Origin of the sequence: Legionella sp., from assembly GCF_965140895.1 — a bacterium.
Classification (GTDB): Bacteria; Pseudomonadota; Gammaproteobacteria; order Legionellales; family Legionellaceae; genus Legionella.
The window spans coordinates 32,201-51,370 of the sequence record NZ_CBCSKT010000084.1 but is presented as its reverse complement, the minus strand read 5'-3'; the positions used below and the strand labels follow the sequence as shown (position 1 = coordinate 51,370).

Genomic DNA, 19,170 nt, shown 5'->3' with positions numbered 1-19,170 from the left:
ACAACAGCAATTGCAATGTGCTATAAGTGTATTAAATTCTATTGCTTGAGAATAGGTGGGAATTTTTACGGGCTTACAATTCACCACGAACACGGTTAGCCAGAAACCCATAATAACGCACCATCTTAACGTTCTTTTTCGGGATGTGCTGTATTAATCTGCGGATGAACTCTTCCGTGGTGCAGTGAGCATCCTGATGCTGGTTGGTTTTATGATTTAAAAAATTAAAGGCAACGTATTGCCAATTATAATGACGCAGCCGGCCGTGGCTAATAGGGGGCCTACAGCAGGTAACGCCCCAAATAATTAATGGCCGCTTTGGGATCTTTTGGTGGCTTTGCTACATGAACTATCCAGAGTTTTCCAGGGCGGCGATTAATCCATGTGCTAAAATGGACCAATGAAGGGCAAAGATTTTTTAAGCTTTCAGGCAAAACTAGCATGCTTTCTCTATAGGCTTTCTTTAATAACTGTACTACCCGATAGCGCCACATCTTCATAAGCACTTTCTTTTTGAAGTAAAAGGGAACAAAGCGAGTTCCTTGCTTATTTAATCCTCCTCGGGTGGTGGAGATGTGAATATGGGGATTGAGCTTTAAATCGCGACCAAAGCTATGAAGGGCTGCAAACATCCCCGGTTTTATTGATAGAGCAAATAACAAGAGGAGTGGGAATTTACGGCCTTATCGGCGAGTGATGCTCTAAACCTGCTCTTTTCCTGCCAACGTTAGTTGGCTCTGAGCGTAGCGCCTTGTATTTGAGTATTTTAATTTCAAATTGGTTTTTATTTGAATATCTCAGGCCTTTAATATAAAATAAATGTACTCATGTTACTCATGCACGCTTAGCCTTAATCGATGTTTAAAACATTTGGTTTTATTAAGAATGCACGTACTAGAATATCATTTTTTTAAAATGAACATTGAATCGTTTATAAGATTTTTACTGGGGAGCTAACGCGATGAGCTTATTTAATTTTGACGACGACTTAAACGCTAAACTCAGTAAAGGGTTGAAACAGAAACTGGGTAAAAGTAGAAAAGCGCTATTTTTTAAAAATATTAATAAGATTAATGATAAGAGCGAGTATCAGTCTCAATTTATCACCAAAGTCCAAGAAAAACTTGGTAATGCGGCAACAGACGAGGTAGCTGCCAATTACATCGGCTCGGATTTCCTAAAAGCAAATATGCAGTTTGTTTCGCGCTACATCAAACCACGAGACAAACCCTGTTTTGATGTGGGCTTTTTGATTATGCATGACAAACAAAACCCGGATAAAATAAAATTAGGGCTATTAGTTGGCACTAAATGGTTTGTATCCTTTGAACCATCTGGGTTAGTGGCTTGTGAACAAGAATGGGATGAGGCGGATATTTATTATGAGTCTATTATCACCCTAAGAGACAATGGTGATATTTTATCTTTTCTAAAACGGCTTACTGGCTATGTCTCTGCGTGTAATGGCTCTATGGACTATGACAAAAAAGAGTTTAATGAGGCTCATTTTGTTATGTATTTTTTGGAATATAGCTTTTGGTGGGAAAAGACCCCCGATTTAATTAAAAATTACTTAAATGAGTTCAGTGTTAATCAAAAACTCCCCAACATCATTGAATTATCTGAAAATTTTGGTAAGAAGGTAATTAATCTAACTCAGTTATGTAGTGAATATGGGGTGGAAAAACAAGAACTACCTAGTGAGAACCCTAAATTAATCGACGAGGGTAAAATCGTCTTGAAAGCCGACGATAGCCAAAAACTAGATGCGTTATTTTGTAGGATAATAGAATTATACCCTGGTATCACAACTAATTTTAGAGGCGTTGCGCGGATGACGGAATTAGTCCAATATATGACCATAACAGAGCATGGGCGCTCTGATATTACGACTCCGCGTGGTTTATTCGGCTTTCCTTCTAAAACAGTTAATTGGCCTGAGGCTATTTCAGGATTAATGGTTATTTCGGAAGAATATAAACCGTTCCAAAAACCTTTGAATAAACAAAACACGGAGCTTACTTCGCTCAACGAGGAACTGGCTAATAAATCAACGTACACGAGCAAATACCAACAAAAAAGCAGTTTTTTTGGGCCGTGGGGCAAAGACGTTTCACCTATCCAGGGGTTACTGAATAATGCGGAGAAAAAAGAAGAGGGTGAATACCTGCAATTGAAATTCTCCAATTTATCTGACCTTGAAAAGTTACAGCAGGAATTATCAAATATTGGACGTTTAGCGGCGGATGCGCAATCTGTTATGCATTTATCAGAAAATGGAAAAGACGTTTTTATTATGAAATTGAGTAAAACGGATTATGATGCGATTATGGGAAAAGACAACAAACAATGCTCTATTCAATAAATAAAGCATACATAGAAATAATCATTCAAACGCATTCGGAGAGCTACTTGCGTTGCCGCAGTAGCTGTCCCATTATTGGTAATGGCATCATGGTAATAGGTCACCCCGGCATGAGTTATTGTCAAATCGGGTGTATGGCATTAGGCGGCCTTCCTGTCTGATTGTTCGGCAACCTGTACTCGATCTTCAAATTTAACGTTATTCACAACCAGTGTTAACAGATTAAATCCTCTAATTTTTATCCAGCGCTTCTGAGCCGATTCCATTGGATTCGTTGTTCGAATATGAATCCAGTGTTCTGCAGGAACATCATAGAACGCCAGTAACTCTTCCTTATCTTTGCTCAGGCACTCCATAGCTTTGGGATATCTGGCACTGAACAACTCCACTGTATTGTCGAAGGCTTTATAAGCCTCTTTGCGAGTAGGGGCCATCCAAATCTCATGCAATGCCGCTTTTACTTTAGGCTGAACCGATTTTGGTAGTTTATTCAGTACATTCGCAGTCTTGTGCACCCAGCAACGTTGGTGGCGTGAATCGGGATATACTTTGCTGAGAGCGTTCCAAAATCCCAGTGCACCATCTCCAGCAGACCATTTTGGTGAATGAGTTAGGCCTCTTTGGCGCAAGCTCGTGAGTAATTCTTCCCAGCTTGCCGATGACTCACGATATCCGTCACTCACAGCAACCAGCTTTTTGTGGCCGTGCTCCGTTACGCTGATAATAACCAGAAAACACAAACGTTCATCCATGCGAACATGGCTATAAATGCCATCAGCCCACCAGTAAACGTACCGTTTTTCACTTAAATCCTGATACTGCCAAGCCTGGTGCTCTTCCAACCACTGACTTTTCAATCGACACACTGTATTTGCAGACAAACCCTTATAATCAGACAACATCGCCCCTAACTCCGCTTCAACCGCTTGCCTAATTAAATCTCGAGCCCCATTCCTTAATAACTCAGTTAATGGATCAGTAACTTTTTCGACTGGTATCGTGACCTCTTTCAGATTACAATCTTTCAGCGATTTGCTTTAGAGTTGATTGAAATGAAAGATTAAAGAACCACAATCTAGTAAAGCGCTTGCAGGCTTATCTTACTAGGTGTATGTTGGATCTTGAGGATTCTAAGAGTGAGGGTATTGAAATGGACTCAATGATCGAACTGATAGGATATGTTGCTTCTTTCTTAGTTTTTGCAACGTTTTATGTTAAGAACATTTTAACATTACGTTTAATTGCAATTAGCTCCAATGTTGCATTTATTCTCTATGCTCTTGGTAGTGATTTGCATCCCATTTTTCTTTTGCATTCATTGTTATTGCCATTAAATTTATACCGTATTTTTGAATTGAAAAGGAATACGAGTAGTTTAAATAGCGCGAATGTAGAAGCAGCAAGTTAATTGTCTCGAACGTAGTGAGGGATCTTCTTGAGAGCCCTCACCAGGTCCAGGATATGAAAACATGAAGGGAACGTAGCTTGGATGGAGCAATGCGTAATCGGGGATTGGACTTGAAGCAAGCTTCGATCCCTGTATTACGCTGCGCTATAATACGGGTGGTCAGGTTAAGGAAAACTTCCTTGGTTTTTCCACCCAGCCTACAACCACTAAGAGTCCTACGTGTTTATCGGGCTTGTCGGATCAAGCTTAAGGCTTTTGCAATAAGTAACTGTTTCACCGGTTTCTGGTGCCATGAATTCTTTTGTGGTAAGCCCATGAGCAATCAGGCGGCGGTTTAGATTAATTACTGGGTCATTGATTTTTTCCATAGACAAACGAAAGGTTTGATGATGCGTTGCGATGCTTAAGCTGCTTTGTAAATCAATGCTGGCTAATATGGCTTCTTCAGGATTCATATGATGATCTTGCATAAACCAGCGTGGTTCATAAGCTCCTATCGGCAATATGCTAATGTCCGGAGCACCTAAACGTTCTTGAATCAATTTAAAGTGAGAACCATAGCCAGAATCACCACAGAAATAAACCTTTAAGGCGTTACATTGAATCCAAAAGCCACCCCAAAGCGCGGTGTTAGTATCTTTAAAGGTGCGCATGGACCAATGTTGTGCAGGAACTAAAGTAATTGCATGCATTTTAGTTAATGTTTGGGTTTGCCACCAATCCAGTTCAACTACCTTAGGAAAATATTTTGTTTTTAAGTACTTACGATTACCCAAAGGGACAATAAATAAGGGTTGAAATTTTTGTTGTAATTTCTTGAGTGTAGGTAAATCCATATGGTCGTAATGATTATGACTAATAAGCACTACATCAATTGTTGGTAATTCATTTAATTCAATACCAGCCTTACGAACCCTTTTGGTGCCTAATAACGACATTGGGCCTGCTCTTTTGGAAAAGACAGGATCCGTCAAAATATTCATATTATGCAATTGAATCAGATGGCTTGCATGATTAACATAAGTAATTGATACTTCATCAATTGTTAATTGCTCTGCAAGCTCAGGGGTTGCCTTATTTTCCACAAAACCAGGCCATGGATTTTTGCCTTTGCGTTCTCTAAGCATTTTCCATACATGTCCCCAACTTTTGGTCGCCTTGAGTCCAGGATTGAAAAAAAGGTTACCATTGCAATGATCCGATTTAGGATAAGGCGAAGAAGGGATATTTAGCTTTGGTTTGGCTAGCATGTCATCAGTGCTTGGAGGCATATCATTACGTCCTTGATATTGTTTTTGAAAATTATAGTCCAGGGTTTATTTATATTTCTACTTTAGTGCCAAAATTGCTTTATTTTGTATGGATGCTACTAAAGCAGTGTGGTGGCTTTATCTCGCCTTGAGCAGGCAAGATAAACTGGGTCATACCGCATTCATCGGTTCGGTATAAAGGAATGTTTAAGCTACTCATACTGATTAAGGTTTTGTTGTGAGGGAAGTGAAAACGGTTATCAAGGCCTAGCGAGGCGATTGCATAACGGGGAGCAATTTCCAATAAAAAACGATAGGAGGATGAGGTTTTACTACCATGATGCGGAACGATTAAGACCTCTGATGCCAGTTGAGAACCATAAGTTGTTACCAAATAATCTTCTGCTTCTTTTTCGACATCCCCTGCTAATAATACACGTCCATTGGCGCTGGCTACTTGCAGGATGCAGGAATTATTATTTTTGTTTTTAAAGGGGGTACTAATAGGTAAAAAGCGAAAACGGACTTGATCCCATTGCCATTCAGGGTAGTTATGACATTTTATTCCATGGCGGTAGTAGCGTGGTTCATTGACCAGGAGTTGCTTGACAGGGATTGCTGCTTCGATTGATTGCAGTCCGCCGCGATGGTCTTTGTCTGGATGGCTGATAACAATGACATCGAGGCTTTTAATGTTTAAGGTATCAAGATAAGGCAAGACGACCATTTTTCCCAGGTCGCTGCCTTGAAAAAATCGATCTCCCGTATCATAGAGTAACACATGATTTTGAGTGCGAATGCTCACAGCAAGTCCTTGACCTACGTCTAAAACATCAACCCATGCCTCACCGGGTTGAATGATGGGACGTGAGGGGAACAGAGGAAGTAGTAACCATAACCACGCAAACCAGCGAAAAGGATTGATGGGTAATAAAACCCACATGAGTAAAGCGCCCATTAACGCTAAGGTGAATTCAATGGAGTGCAATGAGTAGCTGATATTAATTGCTGCTAATTGTTCTGTCCAATGTAAGCCTTGTAATAAAAAACTGATGGACCAAGATAAGGGATGTATAATTAATTCTGCCCATGAAGACGAGCTAGTCAGCATGGTTACCAGGGCAAGGGGAACAATAACAACGCCAACTAAAGGAATGGCAAATAAATTCGCTAAGAACCCATTAATTGATCCGTAAGAATACCAATGCAAGGTGAGTGGCATCAAACCGATTAAACAACTTAATTGGATGGCAAGACTACTTTTATAGCTTTTGAGTCGCCAACGTTGTTGGGTTAAAAATAGACAAGATACGGCGAGAAAGGAAAAATAAAATCCTTGCATAAACACTGCATGCGGTTCGATACAAAGCACCAGGAAGAGAGCATAACGCCATATTTGCCAAGGGGTAAAACGTTTTTTGCCCATACTGCAAAGAGTGTAAAAAAAGCAGCCGATTAACGCGCGTTGTACGGGCGGTTCAAATCCAGCTAAAAAAGCATAAAATAAGGCGATGAGCAAACCACAGCTACTGGCAATATAGGGGGCGGGAATGTAGAGGCAGGCTCTGGAGCTGCGCGACCATAACCAGCGGCTAAGCCAATAAATGAGTCCGGATATGAGGGCAATATGCTCACCTGAGATTCCAAATAAATGAGTGGTCCCCGTTCGTCGGAAGAGTTCCCAGGATTCTTGGCTAATGTGTCGTGTCAGATTTAAGGTTAGTGCTTCGATAATTCCTGCCATAGTCTGATCCGGAGCTAATCGAGTTAATTTATCCCCTAGTGAGGCACGTAATTCAACCCAGTCAAAGCCCGCTGTTTTTTCTTTAATTAATTGCGCACCACGCGCACGAATATAACCGGTCCATATAATGTGACGTTTATTAAGCGATGTCACATAGTCAGCGCTACCTGGATTAAGGAAATTGCGTGGCTTTTTTAGTTTTACTGAAAATTGCCAATGTTGCCCAGCTTGTAATACCGGAGTTTTCGTGTACCAGGCTAATTGCACTAAGCCTTGAGCTGGATGTTGATTGAATTGCTCTAATTCAAAGAGGAATTGTGTTTTATGGCGATTTTGCTGTGGGATTGATGCGATTTTTCCCTGAATGCTGGCATGTTGAATCACAGTACTATTGGGAAGCCCTGAGGGCATAATAAACCATTGATGAACCCAGGCGATGCAAAAACCTAAAAGAAAAAAGAGAATGAGGAGGTATCTGGGGCTAAGGTAAAACAACAGTAAGGTTATTGCGGGCAAATATAAATTAAAGGTATAGGTATAAAGTATGCCGAGGAAAAAGCAAAAAATTTCCATTTAAATTTCAGTGTTGGACTATCCAGTATGCATAGTAGGGAATTCGTAAGTACCTGTAAAGGAAATTTTATTTACGGAAGCCAGCAATCATTTTGTACCATCCCATCAGCATCGGTAGCTATTTTTTTATTGTTTTGATCAATTAAAAACTCAGCGCAATGCCGATCTTTTTTTTGGCTTCCTGTTGCTATTGCCCTAAGCGTATATGTCGTTTTGCTTGGTTTTATTAGGTTAAGCAGATAATAGCCTTGAGATGAGCTATGTGCATCGTGAGGGAAGTGGTCGCAGTCTTTAATGTAGGAGTGGTTTTGTGCATAACAGGCTTCAAGTATCAATTGTTCCTGGCTTAAACTGGTCAAGGCATCTATGCGGTGGGTTTTTAACAGAAAAGAGACATAGGAGGGATAGGCCATTACGGCAAAGCTTGCCAGGATGAATAATACGATTAATAGTTCAATTAAAGTAAAGCCAGATGTTTTATGTGAGTCCAAATTACCCCCTTAGGTCAGGGGAAAAACTACGTCATCCAGAGGCATTTGCGACGTAGGCTCTCCTGAATAGGGTATTATACTATTTCATAAAACTTATACCATATCCAGGAGGGCCGCTGTGTTCGGAGATGACGTATCTAGCTTAATCCAAATAGCGTTTAAATAAATGCGTATGGAGAAGAGGGATTCGCCTCGTCTGTTTCCAATTCACTGGGCTGAGTTAATGGGCTAATAAAGTCTATTCGTCCAAGCTTAGTTTTTTTCCGTGCTGGAGCGGTTTGGACAGACTCTTCAGCCGATTGTGGAACTGATCGCTCTTGTTCAGGAAATTGAGGGGCTCGTGTTTTGGGAGCCAGTCTGGACCCAAATAGTAGTAATGACGAATTTTCTAATGTCGTATATGTCGTCGCTTTCCATATTGGCTGTTCAAATTGACCTGCTATACAGGCCGCCTCAGATGGCTCAGTGCCTTCAAATAGTAGCCTTTTTGGTACTTCATGAGATGCAGTAACATCTTCAAATAGTCGCTTTTTTATTATTTCATAAGATGCAGAATCATCTTCAAATGCTAGCGTTTTTGATATTTTACTTTTTTTAGTTGGAGCAAGGGTTCCTTTACTTCTATCCGCGAAGAGGCTCCTACCCTCACTTGAGTAGGACGCTTCTTTAGTTTCAGAGTTTTGATTTTGCAAACTTAATGTTAGCGCGGTATTTTCTGTAAAAGTTTTTAACCATTTTTTAATATCGGCAATCGGGCATAGAAGAGTGTCTATTACTTTACCATTATAACCTTGCTCTTCAATAATTAGGACTTCAGGTAAGCGAAATGGAAGGTGAGCCTCATTGGCAACAAAGATCGCTAAAATCCATTTAATGGAATTTAATGAAGGGCGGAAATCACCACTTTTATTATTAAGTTTGAGTAAAGTGGAATAGTCATCACTAAAAAATAGATTACCTGCAGTTTTACAATAAGCAGCATTTCGCGGAGAGCCCGTCATTTTATAATGAGCAGGAGCGATTGGACCTTTAGTATGAGATTCTCTAGCAAACCATGCTTCGCCATTGAGACCGACCAGGTAGCGTAAATCAGGAACTTCGCCACCTTTTTTCTTTTCTGCTAATAACTCTCCTAAAGTTGCTAGCGAATGAATAGAATACACGCAGTCTTGGGTTATTTTTTTTGGGTTATTTGAGCGAAATCTATCATTTTCGCTTGGTGGTGTGGAGAAAAGTTGCTCTAACTTCGATTGCATAAAAAACGCCTTTTATCAATAAGATATGTTTAAAAAGGCGCGAATTTTACCACAAAAGCCACTTTTTATCCATTATTTGATCGTATTTTTTCCGAATCGTTTTTTTTCTGCCTTTTTCTTGTTTTCGGGTGAGGGCTTTCTATTTTTCGGAGGGCCTTTCCTCAGTTGAGTTGGCAATGAGGAACTAGGAAGATGATGATTGGGTTCAAAGTCATCAATTTCAATACGATCTAACTTGCGTTTAATTAACTTTTCAATTGCTTGTAATTGTCCAATTTCGTCAGCACAAACTAGAGATACGGCTAAACCAGATGCTCCGGCACGAGCTGTACGACCAATACGATGCACGTAGTCTTCTGCAACCTGAGGCAAATCAAAATTGACAACACAAGGCAGTTGGTCAATATCAATTCCACGAGCAGCAATGTCTGTAGCGACCAAGATATGTAACTCACCTGATTTAAAATCTGCTAAGGCTTTAGTTCGTTGCGATTGAGACTTATTGCCATGAATGGCTGCAGCATAGATATGCTCTTCAGACAATTGTTTTACCAGTTTATTAGCACCGTGCTTGGTTTTGGCAAAAACCAAGGTTTGTCCCCATTTATTTTTATGAATTAAATGGCTCAATAAGGCTGCTTTACGGCTTTTATCGACTGGGTGTACGGTTTGTTGGATTTTAATGGCAGTCGTATTTCGTGGTGATACATCGATTTCTACCGGACTGTTTAGTAATCCTTTCGCTAAGGCACGAATACCATCAGAAAAGGTTGCGGAAAATAATAAATTTTGGCGATTTCTTGGTAGCATGCTAATGATACGTTTGATGTCATGGATAAAGCCCATGTCTAACATACGATCTGCTTCGTCTAACACCAGGGTTTTAATTTCATTGAATTGGATGGCTCGTTGCTGATGTAGATCCAATAAGCGTCCTGGAGTTGCTACTAAAATTTCAACACCGCTGCGTAGTTTTATCATTTGCGGATTAATTTTTACGCCACCAAAAACTACGGTTGAACGCAAAGGTGTATAGCAGCCATATTGTTTCACACTCTCATATACTTGAGCCGCGAGTTCGCGTGTTGGGGTGAGAATTAATACTTTAGCATGATTGCTTTGGGCTCGAGGTTGATCGTGGAGTTTTTGTAAAATAGGTAATACGAAACTTGCTGTTTTACCCGTTCCTGTTTGTGCAGAGGCAAGAAGGTCATGACCGCGTAAAATGGCAGGGATGGATTGCGCTTGAATAGGGGATGGCTCAGTGTATCCTGATTCATTAATGGCGCGCAGCAAAGGTTCGATTAAACCTAAGGATGTAAAACTCATGGTATTTCCTTAAATAAAAATGGAGAGATAGTTCAGATCGTGTCTTAACGGGTCAATGTGAACAAAATATGGATAATTGTACCATAGATAGGGATGTTTAGGGTAATTATATTTTATGTGCATCACCTTCTATTGAGTCGCGTAGTCAGGGCTTTAACGCCGTGCAAACACAGTTTTTGAGAGTTCCGAGGTGGGGCTTTAACAGCCCCCAGCCCACGCTTAGTACTCCTAATCATGGCGCTAATCCCACGCAACAAAGGCATCAATATCCTTAGTATTTTTCCCCAGTTTAGGCTGGGGTTGGGAATGAAGCTGGGGCTTGGAACAGTGCATTGATGACTTAAATGTCTTTAAGGCACTTTCCAGGCTGACAAAAGTATAGCCATTTTCTTTATATAACTTAATGATATCCGGTAACACATAGGCATTAAGCAGATTGGCGTGGATTAATAAAATTTGCGCTTGTTGGCCGTTGTGATTCTCTTCTGCGCGCTGGGTTTGTTGCCAAATAAAATCCAAATAAAATGGCTTTAATTCTTCAAGGTACGCGCGTCGATTTAATTCAGGCACAGCGAGCAATCTTTGGTTGAAGACAAAGTCTTTAGAGTCTACGGTGATTGGCGCGACCTGATAATTCTTTTTCGCGAGAAAACAAAGGATCTCGTCTTTCTTTTGTCCAGAACTCATTGATAAATAAGGATAACGGAAATATTTGGGTTCTGTTAATACAGGGGATAGTATCGCATCAGCCTCGCCTATTTCACGAATCGCCTCTTTCGTTCCAAGTCGACCCAGGTTGGCATGTGTTAAGGTATGATTACCTAAGCCAAAACCTGCATCACGAAACTTGCGGAGAATTTCCCAGTTATCTTTACGTACCTCGCTGGCAATAATAAAGCCTGTTGCGGGAACCCGCTGTTTGTTCATGGTTTCAATCATCATATTTAAATGAAAATTTCGATACTCGCCAACAAAGGGTAAATCATCGATGGTAATTGAAATGAGCTTTTTGGTTAAGTGAGGCGCCTTATAACTGCTTAGTTTTTTAGACTCATCAGCTAAGGCTTGCATTGAAGGCAGTGCAAAACTTACTGTGGGTAGGGCTGAAAAAAGCATTAAAGCGGGAATTATGTTTTTAATTATTAATTTAATTTTCATTAGTGCAAGATACAACAATATTAAAGAAAGCGACATTGTAACAAAATTTAAGAACTTAATCTAAAGGGAAGAAATGAACCATAATGGCAAGCAAAATATGAGTAGCCACCAAAACAGCAACTACTCAGAAAACGAACAGCTTATTCGTTATTGTAAGCTTGTAGAGGGTGCATCTAAAGGCAAGCTATCAGTGTGCGCTGTATCTGGGCTTTCTGCTTTTTTACCACCACCAAATAGGCCGACTTTAGCATATGAACCAATCAATGAACTCCAATAACTCGTGCTTGAACTTGCAGGTTGCTCCACTTTTTCACTTTCTTTCATCGCAATGAACATTTGTTTGCATGCGCTGTCACGACTAGAGCAAATCAGTTCAAAGAACAAATTCAGTACCTCATGTAAATTAAATCCCTCAATCTCGGTAAATGGATGGGCTCGATTAATTGTTTTTTGTTCAGGGTTTTTTCTTTCCAGCGTAACATAGCGAATAAAATTATTTGCTGCCTGTAATAACGCTTCATGATCAAATGAAGATATGTTTGCCGCATCAAGTAGCCCGCCCAATGCTTCATGGACTTTAGAGTTATCAGGAGAACGTATAAAGTGAATGATACTGTCCTCGTAGCTTTTTTGAATTTGTCTACGGACCAAATACATTGATCCTGCAAGGATAGCAGTTTTTTCTGTATCTTTTATGGTCAAATCCTCCAATAAATCCCCAAGTTTTTTTAAGAAATTAAGTTGGGTTGCTCGAGACTCTACCTCATTAATGGTCCCTTTCTTTTTGTCGTTTAACTCTTCAATTATTATGGAGTTAAGATTCTTCTTCAGCTCAGCAAAGGATTTAAATCGTTCTGTAGCCGAGTCAGGCGTCTCCATTTCCGCTGTGACTGTGTATCCTGTGAGTTTAATAACACTTTTTCCTTCGGCAACTAAACCACCAACTACAGCCATACGTGCATTTTTTTCAAATTCATAAGCTTTTGTGAGAATTCTTTCCAGGTCGTCCTTCGGTAAGGCGGAAAGCATATGTTCTTCTTTAAAGCCTTTGCGTGCACCAGTACTGGGAAAGAGGTGGGTGTGCATCACTACATTGAATGATACATAGAACGCTTCGTAGTCATTGGCGTTTGGCTGATTCTCAACAGGAGTAAACTTATCTATACCTATAGCCTCAGCGAGAGCAGAGACGAGTTTTTTGGAGCGGTTACGGCCAATTGCACTAATATCTTGTTGAGCAATTAACATGGCTCCATAGTATGCCATTATGTGGCATTGCACTTTTTCGTTAAACTCACCTTCGGCTCGCTGTTTGGCTTTTTCAGCTTCTTCTTTGAGTTTGGTGGGGGTGTATTTTGGTTTTTCGCTATCTTGTTGCTTTGTTTTTTCAGCTTCTTCTTTGAGTTTGGTGGGGGTGTATTTTGATTTTTCGCCATCTTGTTGCTTTGTTTTTTCAATTTCTACTTTTAGCTTCTCGTCTATTCTAGTGATTTTTACGTCTCTATCTTTAGCTAAAATGTTAATTTGTTCTTCTATCTTTAGTAAAACAGCCTCCAGTAGTTTCATGGACGAACGCATTTTTGGTTCTTCGAGTTTATCAAAAGAAAAAGATGAGATCGACTCGTAAGTTAGTACCTGTTCCTTTGTACTGTTGAAATGACCTTTTAATTCCTTCAAAGTTTTTAACTTAAACGTCATGTTTTTCTCCCAAAATCCATTAAAAGTCATGTAAGTTCATCTTACAGCACCCAGTGTAAACTAAACTAAACCGCTCGTCATGTATTTTCATTATACAAATTATATATTTGCAAAAAGCATAGTGCATACAAAAGGTTATCACTTTAAAAAGAGAGTATTTCTCTACATAAAATAGAAAAAAGTATGAAAAAATTTGTATTAATTTTAATAACGGGTAATATTCCCTTTCATTCTTCAGAGGCTCTTTACTTTTCTTCTGGTTTAAGCTAAAGAAAATGCAAACAGCTTTTTAGGGTAAAATTTTTTTGTAGCTCATTTATTTTGACTACTATGCAATATTGAGTGGGGTCAGTTTTGAACATAGAAAACGATAAACTATTGCAAAGGCAATTTTTTAATCATGCATTATTTGTACTGTCTTTCCTTCTAATCTGTCGTGTTATTTCCATGTACTTTATTCCGCTTAACGATGTTTCCGAGGCTCGTTACGCTGAAATTGCACGTAAAATGCTGGAAACTGGAAATTGGGTCACCTTACTCCATGATTATGGAGTACCATTTTGGGCAAAACCCCCGTTGTCTACCTGGCTCTCCGCATTGTCCATGAAATTGTTTGGCGTGAATGAACTTGCAGTACGTTTGCCAGGTTTGTTGCTATCTATAGGAACACTATGGTTGGTTTGGGATTTGGCTAAAAAACATAGCGGTCATACCGTGGCAACGTTCACTGCTTTAATTCTTGCTGGCACCTTGTATTTCTTTTTGGATGCAGGAACCGTAATGACGGATCCCTCTTTAATTTTTTGCACAACCCTGGTTTTGGTTTCCTTTTGGCGAGCGGTTGTTGATGATCATAAAATCTGGTCTTATGCTTTTTTCGTTGGTGTTGGTTTAGGTTTATTAGCAAAAGGGCCTGTCGCTACAGTGTTAGCTGGGATGCCAATTTTTTGTTGGGTTGTATTGAGAAACCAATGGCGTAATTTATGGAATAGATTGCCTTGGATAAAAGGAACTCTTCTCGCATTAGCAATAGCACTTCCTTGGTATATTTTGGCAGAAATGCGTACCCCAGGATTTTTAAAATACTTTATTGTTGGAGAGCATTTTCACCGATTTGTTACACCTGGATGGACAGGCGATAAATACGGATATGCTCATAAAGAGCATTGGGGTATGATTTGGGTTTTTGCGGCCGTAGGTAGTTTCCCCTGGGGATTGCTTGGTGTTACTTGGTTTGTAAGCTATCGCAAAACCTTGCCTTCTTTATTTCGTGATGAAGATGGGTGGTTAGGTTTTCTATTCTTATGTACAGTTGTCCCGTTATTATTTTTTACTTTTTCTAGCAATATTATTTACACCTATGTATTTCCTTCATTACCCGCATTTGCTTTATTTTTTACCGAGTATTGGGTCCGGGCGGGGGCGATGTTAGGTGCTAAGAAGTTAGTACCAGGTTTAGCCCTGAGCTGTGGAATGTTGTTTTTAGCAGCCACCATTGCGTTTAATACAGCTCCTGATGTCGTTTCTAAAACGCAAAAAGCAGTTGTGGCGGCATGGCAAGCGCAAAAACCTGCATCTGACAGCAAACTTATTTATTGGGATTATAAAACCGAATACTCCGCTCAGTTTTATGCTGCCGGTAAGGTCGCTTTTATTTTTAAGCATAAGCAACTTTGCAAGTTACTTGCGAGCAATCAGGAAAATTATATTGCAGTTAGCTCCAAAAAAATATCGCAAATAAAGCCTGATTTATTTGCTCGTATGCAAGAAGTAGATAAAATTGTTAGTAATGGACAGTCTTTAGTGCTGTTGCGTAGTTCTGGGATACACTGTTCGTAATAGGGCGTTGTGAATGAATGGCACTTAACTTAATGAATGATTAAATCTTTTGTGGCTGAAGACACACAGATTCTACCTCACGCGGACAAGCCGTGGGAGGTGTGTACGATGGGGAGTTTGTTTAAGTCTGTGCCATTCGGGGCAGGGCCTTGAACTTGCGGAGCTTCGCTTTGTTACATTAAAGATACCAATTTGATTTGAATTTTGTTATACTATTGCGCAATTTTTAAGCCATAATGTGAGGAGTATTTGTGTCGCATTCTGTAGCAATGGATTCGAGAACTTTTGTACCTCGTGGTGATCTGATGGCTTGGGTTGTATGCCTTTCCGCCGGACTGTTTTTTTTATACGAGTTTTTTCAGCTCAATATTTTTGACGTAATTAATCAGCCCTTACGTAATGATTTCAATATTGATGCGACGCAATTAAGTTGGATGTCTAGTGCTTATTTATGGGCCGACATTTTATTTCTTCTTCCCGCCGGTGTAATCCTGGATCGTTTCTCTGCTCGCACCGTTATTTTATCCGCTATGTTGGTGTGTATTCTTGGCACGATAGGTTTTGCTTTAACGCATTCATTTATTCTGGCTTCATTCTTCCATTTCCTTTCTGGAATAGGTAACGCTTTTTGCTTTTTATCCTGTGTCGTGTTAGTTGCTCGTTGGTTTCCTCCTCGACGACAAGCCTTGGTTGTTGGTTCTTTAGTTACCATGGCGTTTATTGGTGGCATGATGGCGCACACACCTTTTGCATACCTTAATGAGCTATTTGGCTGGCGCCAAGCCCTACTGATTGATGGTGCTGTAGGTGTTGTTTTATGGCTGTGGATTTACTGGATTGTTCAAGATAGACCTCACGATGCTCCTGTGAAAACGCAGGGTAATGAAGGGAATGTTCGTGCATGCTTTATGAATGCCTTATCCAACTCGCAAAATTGGTTGGCAGGGCTATACACATCCTTTTTGAATTTGCCGATTATGGTGTTGTGTGCCTTATGGGGGGCTAGTTATTTGCAAGTGGTCCATCAGTTGCCTGAAATGGCTGCTAGCAATGTAGTCAGTTTAATTTTTATGGGCAGTGTGATTGGTTGCCCCTTAGCTGGTTGGTTGTCTGATTCACAAGGCCGACGTAAACCTTTGATGATTATTGGTGCATTCGCCACCTTGCTGACGGTACTCCCGCTATTTTTAAATATGGCCCTTTCTCAGCTGACATTAAGTATTATCTTTTTTGCCCTAGGTTTTTTTACCAGCACGCAAGTAATTTCATATCCCTTAATTGCAGAAAGTAATTCTGCAGACAATACCGGCGCCTCAACAGGTATCGCTTCAGTAATCATTATGGGTGGTGGCGGCGTAGGACAAGTATTATTTGGCTCGTTAATGGCTCATCATGCAAATGCAGCAACAACGTATACGGTTGCTGATTTTCAATTTGCTATGTGGATGTTTCCCATAACTGCGGCTGCGGCACTAATAGCCGTATTATTAACCCGTGAGACGTATTGCAAGCGCTAATTCTGGAGGAGTAAAAATGCACATGGTGGATGAATTTCAAGGATATGATGACACAAAATCATCACTCTTACCCTGGATGGTATGTTTTGCTGCCACGTTATTCTTTTTTTATGAGTTTATCCAAGGAAACATGTTTGCTTCCCTCGCGGAAACCATCATGCAAGATTACCAAATTCAAGCTGATAAAATGGCTTGGTTATCCAGCATTTATTATGTCTCTAATGTGCTTTTTCTCTTTGTTGCGGGGATGGTGCTAGACCGATTTTCGATTAAAAATACCTTACTTGTCGCGATGTTTTTGTGTGTTGCGAGTACTTTTTTATTAGCGCATTCTCATTCTTTTGCAATTGCATTACTTTCCCGTTTTATCACCGGTATTGGTAGTGCCTTTTGCTTTTTAGGTCCGGTTCGTTTGGCATCCCACTGGTTTCCTCCCAAGCGCATGGCTTTAGTAACGGGAGCTATTGTGACTATAGCAATGGCTGGCGGTATGCTGGCTCAGTATCCTTTAGCCAAATTGGTCAGTTTGGTTGGATGGCGCCAGGCAGTTCAGGATGTGGGTATTTTAGGATTTGCCATGCTGGTGGTAATGTTTTTCTGGGTTAAAGAAAGACCCCAGAAGGCAGTTAAAAAGGTTGTTCCTGCATTTGATGTAATGACCGCAGCCAAGAAAGCTTATTTTAATCCTCAGTATATCCGTGCCGCATTTTATGCAAGCTTAATGAACATGGCGATTGCTGTCTTTGGGGCGATGATGGGCTCTTTGTACTTGCAGCAACGTTTGGAAATTACTGGAGAACAGGCTTCAATTATTAATACAATGCTCTTTTTAGGTGCGATTATTGGTTCTCCTTTAGCTGGATGGGCCTCCGATAAAATAGGATTGCGTGTTTTGCCTATGAAAGTAGGTGTTTTGGTGTCTTTGCTAACGTTATTAGCTATTCTTTACGCACCGGTATCTTTTGGTGCCATGATTTTCTTATTTTTCTTACTGGGATTATTTACCTCAACTCAAGTGATTAGCTATGCTTTAGTGGCAGAAAGCAGCTCACCGGCAATGACAGCAACTGCAGTGAGTGTGGTTTCCATTCTGACCCAAGGTGGCTACATTGTATATCAAAACATTTTTAGCAATTTATTAATCAATCATAGTGGGATGCACTTGGTTAATGGTGCCCCAGTTTATTCATTTGACGCCTATCAACATGCCGCAATTATTTTACCAATTGGTTTATTAATTGCGTTTCTCATACTATTTGGTTTAAAAGAAACACGTTGTCAACAAAGTGAGGAATAAGCATGACTGGACGAGTTTGTATTTTACTCATGGATTCTTTCGGCATTGGTGCAAGCCTTGATGCCGCACGTTATGGTGATGAAGGTGCGAATACCTTTGTGCATATTCATGAAGTATGCGAGCAGGGGGGGGGGCGATAAAACGGGTTTACGCCAAGGCCCATTAACTTTGCCCAATTTAGCTAAATTAGGCCTTTATCATGCAGCACTTGCCAGTTCTGGATTAAGATTTGTTGAATTATCGGCGTTTGCAGACCCAATTGGTTATTATGGTTATGCCGTTGAGCAAAGCTTAGGTAAAGATACCCCAAGTGGACATTGGGAAATCGCGGGTGTTCCTGTAACCTTTGAGTGGGGTTATTTTCCTGACCAACCCTCTTGTTTCCCTAAAAAATTAATTGATGCCTTCATTCAACGAACAGGTCTTCCTGGCGTTTTGGGCGAGAAGCATGCTTCCGGAACCACAATTCTAGATGAACTCGGTGAAGAGCATGTGCTTACGGGCAAACCTGTTGTATATACTTCTGCGGATAGCGTATTTCAAATTGCAGCGCATGAAGAAAGCTTTGGTTTAGAGCGGTTGTATGAGATTTGCGAAATAGCCCGCGAATTAGTTGATGAGTATCAAATTGGTCGTGTTATTGCGCGCCCGTTTATCGGTACTCCCGGTTCCTTTAAGCGTACTGGTAATCGCAAAGATTACGCAACCTTACCTCCTGCAAAAACTTTGCTTGATCATTTAAAAGACGCGGATCATGAAGTTATTGCCATAGGCAAAATCGCAGATATTTATGCACATCAAGGCATAACGCAAACAATTAAGGCAGATGGCAACATGGCTTTATTTGATGCAACTTTAGACGCGATGAAAACAGCACCTCAAGGCAGTTTAGTTTTTACTAATTTCGTTGATTTTGATTCTTCATATGGACATCGCCGTGATGTGATTGGCTATGCGCATGCCCTTGAAGAGTTTGATGCACGCTTGCCAGAATTAGATGCTTTATTACAGCCCGATGACTTAGTTGTTATTGCCGCTGATCATGGCTGTGATCCAACGCGTCCTGGTTCTGATCATACTCGGGAGCATATTCCGGTTCTGGTTTATGGGCCTAGCTTAAAAGGACGTTCTATTGGTCGCCGGGATACTTTTGCAGATATTGGTCAGAGTATTGCCCAGCATTTAGGATTAGATAGCTTATCTCAGGGTCTATCTTTTTTAATTTGATCCCATTGTTTTTTTCTT

General features: G+C 40.4%; 15 protein-coding genes and 1 pseudogene. 6 read left to right on the top strand and 10 right to left on the bottom strand.

Annotation, left to right across the window (positions count from 1 at the left end; all coding sequences use genetic code 11):
* Positions 1 to 73: 73 nt before the first annotated feature.
* On the bottom strand, positions 74 to 259 hold the full coding sequence (locus ACQY7T_RS09845) for a transposase (RefSeq protein ID WP_428413056.1): 186 nt from the start codon (positions 257 to 259) through the stop codon (positions 74 to 76).
* A gap of 22 nt (positions 260 to 281) precedes the next feature.
* The gene (locus tag ACQY7T_RS09840; protein WP_428413048.1) at positions 282 to 632 is read right to left on the bottom strand and encodes a transposase; all 351 of its coding nucleotides are present in this window, start codon (positions 630 to 632) and stop codon (positions 282 to 284) included.
* 329 nt (positions 633 to 961) lie between these two features.
* Between ACQY7T_RS09840 and ACQY7T_RS09835 the strand changes: the two genes are divergently transcribed.
* The gene (locus tag ACQY7T_RS09835) at positions 962 to 2,365 is read left to right on the top strand and encodes a hypothetical protein (protein ID WP_428413046.1); all 1,404 of its coding nucleotides are present in this window, start codon (positions 962 to 964) and stop codon (positions 2,363 to 2,365) included.
* 140 nt (positions 2,366 to 2,505) lie between these two features.
* Here ACQY7T_RS09835 and ACQY7T_RS09830 read toward each other — a convergent pair whose 3' ends face one another.
* Positions 2,506 to 3,393, bottom strand: a complete 888-nt coding sequence (locus ACQY7T_RS09830) for an IS256 family transposase (RefSeq protein WP_428413054.1) — start codon at positions 3,391 to 3,393, stop codon at positions 2,506 to 2,508.
* A gap of 122 nt (positions 3,394 to 3,515) precedes the next feature.
* On the opposite strand from ACQY7T_RS09830, the gene ACQY7T_RS09825 reads away from it, so the two are divergent.
* Entirely contained in the window at positions 3,516 to 3,773 is a 258-nt protein-coding gene (locus tag ACQY7T_RS09825; protein ID WP_428413044.1) for a hypothetical protein, read from the top strand.
* Positions 3,774 to 3,988: 215 nt separating this feature from the next.
* Here the strand turns inward: ACQY7T_RS09825 and ACQY7T_RS09820 are convergent, their stop codons facing one another.
* From ACQY7T_RS09820 to ACQY7T_RS09790, 7 genes are all read right to left on the bottom strand, one after another.
* Positions 3,989 to 5,044 (bottom strand): MBL fold metallo-hydrolase, encoded by a 1,056-nt coding sequence (locus tag ACQY7T_RS09820; RefSeq protein WP_428413043.1) that lies wholly within the window; start codon positions 5,042 to 5,044, stop codon positions 3,989 to 3,991.
* A 79-nt stretch (positions 5,045 to 5,123) separates the two neighbouring features.
* Entirely contained in the window at positions 5,124 to 7,340 is a 2,217-nt protein-coding gene (locus ACQY7T_RS09815) for a DNA internalization-related competence protein ComEC/Rec2 (protein WP_428413042.1), read from the bottom strand.
* A 71-nt stretch (positions 7,341 to 7,411) separates the two neighbouring features.
* On the bottom strand, positions 7,412 to 7,831 hold the full coding sequence (locus ACQY7T_RS09810; protein ID WP_428413041.1) for a type IV pilin protein: 420 nt from the start codon (positions 7,829 to 7,831) through the stop codon (positions 7,412 to 7,414).
* A 158-nt stretch (positions 7,832 to 7,989) separates the two neighbouring features.
* Entirely contained in the window at positions 7,990 to 9,087 is a 1,098-nt protein-coding gene (locus ACQY7T_RS09805; RefSeq protein WP_428413040.1) for a hypothetical protein, read from the bottom strand.
* A gap of 72 nt (positions 9,088 to 9,159) precedes the next feature.
* Positions 9,160 to 10,416, bottom strand: a complete 1,257-nt coding sequence (locus ACQY7T_RS09800) for a DEAD/DEAH box helicase (RefSeq protein WP_428413038.1) — start codon at positions 10,414 to 10,416, stop codon at positions 9,160 to 9,162.
* A gap of 240 nt (positions 10,417 to 10,656) precedes the next feature.
* Positions 10,657 to 11,487, bottom strand: a complete 831-nt coding sequence (locus ACQY7T_RS09795; protein ID WP_428413052.1) for a polysaccharide deacetylase family protein — start codon at positions 11,485 to 11,487, stop codon at positions 10,657 to 10,659.
* Positions 11,488 to 11,721: 234 nt separating this feature from the next.
* Positions 11,722 to 13,272 (bottom strand): hypothetical protein, encoded by a 1,551-nt coding sequence (locus ACQY7T_RS09790; RefSeq protein WP_428413036.1) that lies wholly within the window; start codon positions 13,270 to 13,272, stop codon positions 11,722 to 11,724.
* Between the two features lie 354 nt (positions 13,273 to 13,626).
* On the opposite strand from ACQY7T_RS09790, the gene ACQY7T_RS09785 reads away from it, so the two are divergent.
* From ACQY7T_RS09785 to ACQY7T_RS09770, 4 genes and pseudogenes are all read left to right on the top strand, one after another.
* Positions 13,627 to 15,111, top strand: coding sequence for an ArnT family glycosyltransferase (locus ACQY7T_RS09785; protein WP_428413034.1), 1,485 nt, complete (start codon positions 13,627 to 13,629; stop codon positions 15,109 to 15,111).
* 251 nt (positions 15,112 to 15,362) lie between these two features.
* Positions 15,363 to 16,628, top strand: a complete 1,266-nt coding sequence (locus tag ACQY7T_RS09780; RefSeq protein ID WP_428413033.1) for an MFS transporter — start codon at positions 15,363 to 15,365, stop codon at positions 16,626 to 16,628.
* Between the two features lie 16 nt (positions 16,629 to 16,644).
* Positions 16,645 to 17,925: an MFS transporter gene (locus ACQY7T_RS09775; RefSeq protein ID WP_428413031.1), complete on the top strand. Its 1,281-nt coding sequence runs from the start codon at positions 16,645 to 16,647 to the stop codon at positions 17,923 to 17,925.
* A gap of 2 nt (positions 17,926 to 17,927) precedes the next feature.
* Positions 17,928 to 19,152 (top strand): annotated as a pseudogene (locus ACQY7T_RS09770) (phosphopentomutase).
* The last annotated feature ends 18 nt before the right edge of the window (positions 19,153 to 19,170 follow it).

Bases quoted from the DNA above. Each gene is read 5' to 3' on its own strand.
- ACQY7T_RS09790 (WP_428413036.1), bottom strand. From the start codon at position 13,272: ATGACGTTTAAGTTAAAAACTTTGAAGGAATTAAAAGGTCATTTCAAC.
- ACQY7T_RS09835 (WP_428413046.1), top strand. From the start codon at position 962: ATGAGCTTATTTAATTTTGACGACGACTTAAACGCTAAACTCAGTAAA.
- ACQY7T_RS09840 (WP_428413048.1), bottom strand. From the start codon at position 632: ATGTTTGCAGCCCTTCATAGCTTTGGTCGCGATTTAAAGCTCAATCCC.
- ACQY7T_RS09825 (WP_428413044.1), top strand. From the start codon at position 3,516: ATGGACTCAATGATCGAACTGATAGGATATGTTGCTTCTTTCTTAGTT.
- ACQY7T_RS09775 (WP_428413031.1), top strand. From the start codon at position 16,645: ATGCACATGGTGGATGAATTTCAAGGATATGATGACACAAAATCATCA.
- ACQY7T_RS09805 (WP_428413040.1), bottom strand. From the start codon at position 9,087: ATGCAATCGAAGTTAGAGCAACTTTTCTCCACACCACCAAGCGAAAAT.
- ACQY7T_RS09795 (WP_428413052.1), bottom strand. From the start codon at position 11,487: ATGCAAGCCTTAGCTGATGAGTCTAAAAAACTAAGCAGTTATAAGGCG.
- ACQY7T_RS09800 (WP_428413038.1), bottom strand. From the start codon at position 10,416: ATGAGTTTTACATCCTTAGGTTTAATCGAACCTTTGCTGCGCGCCATT.
- ACQY7T_RS09820 (WP_428413043.1), bottom strand. From the start codon at position 5,044: ATGCCTCCAAGCACTGATGACATGCTAGCCAAACCAAAGCTAAATATC.
- ACQY7T_RS09815 (WP_428413042.1), bottom strand. From the start codon at position 7,340: ATGGAAATTTTTTGCTTTTTCCTCGGCATACTTTATACCTATACCTTT.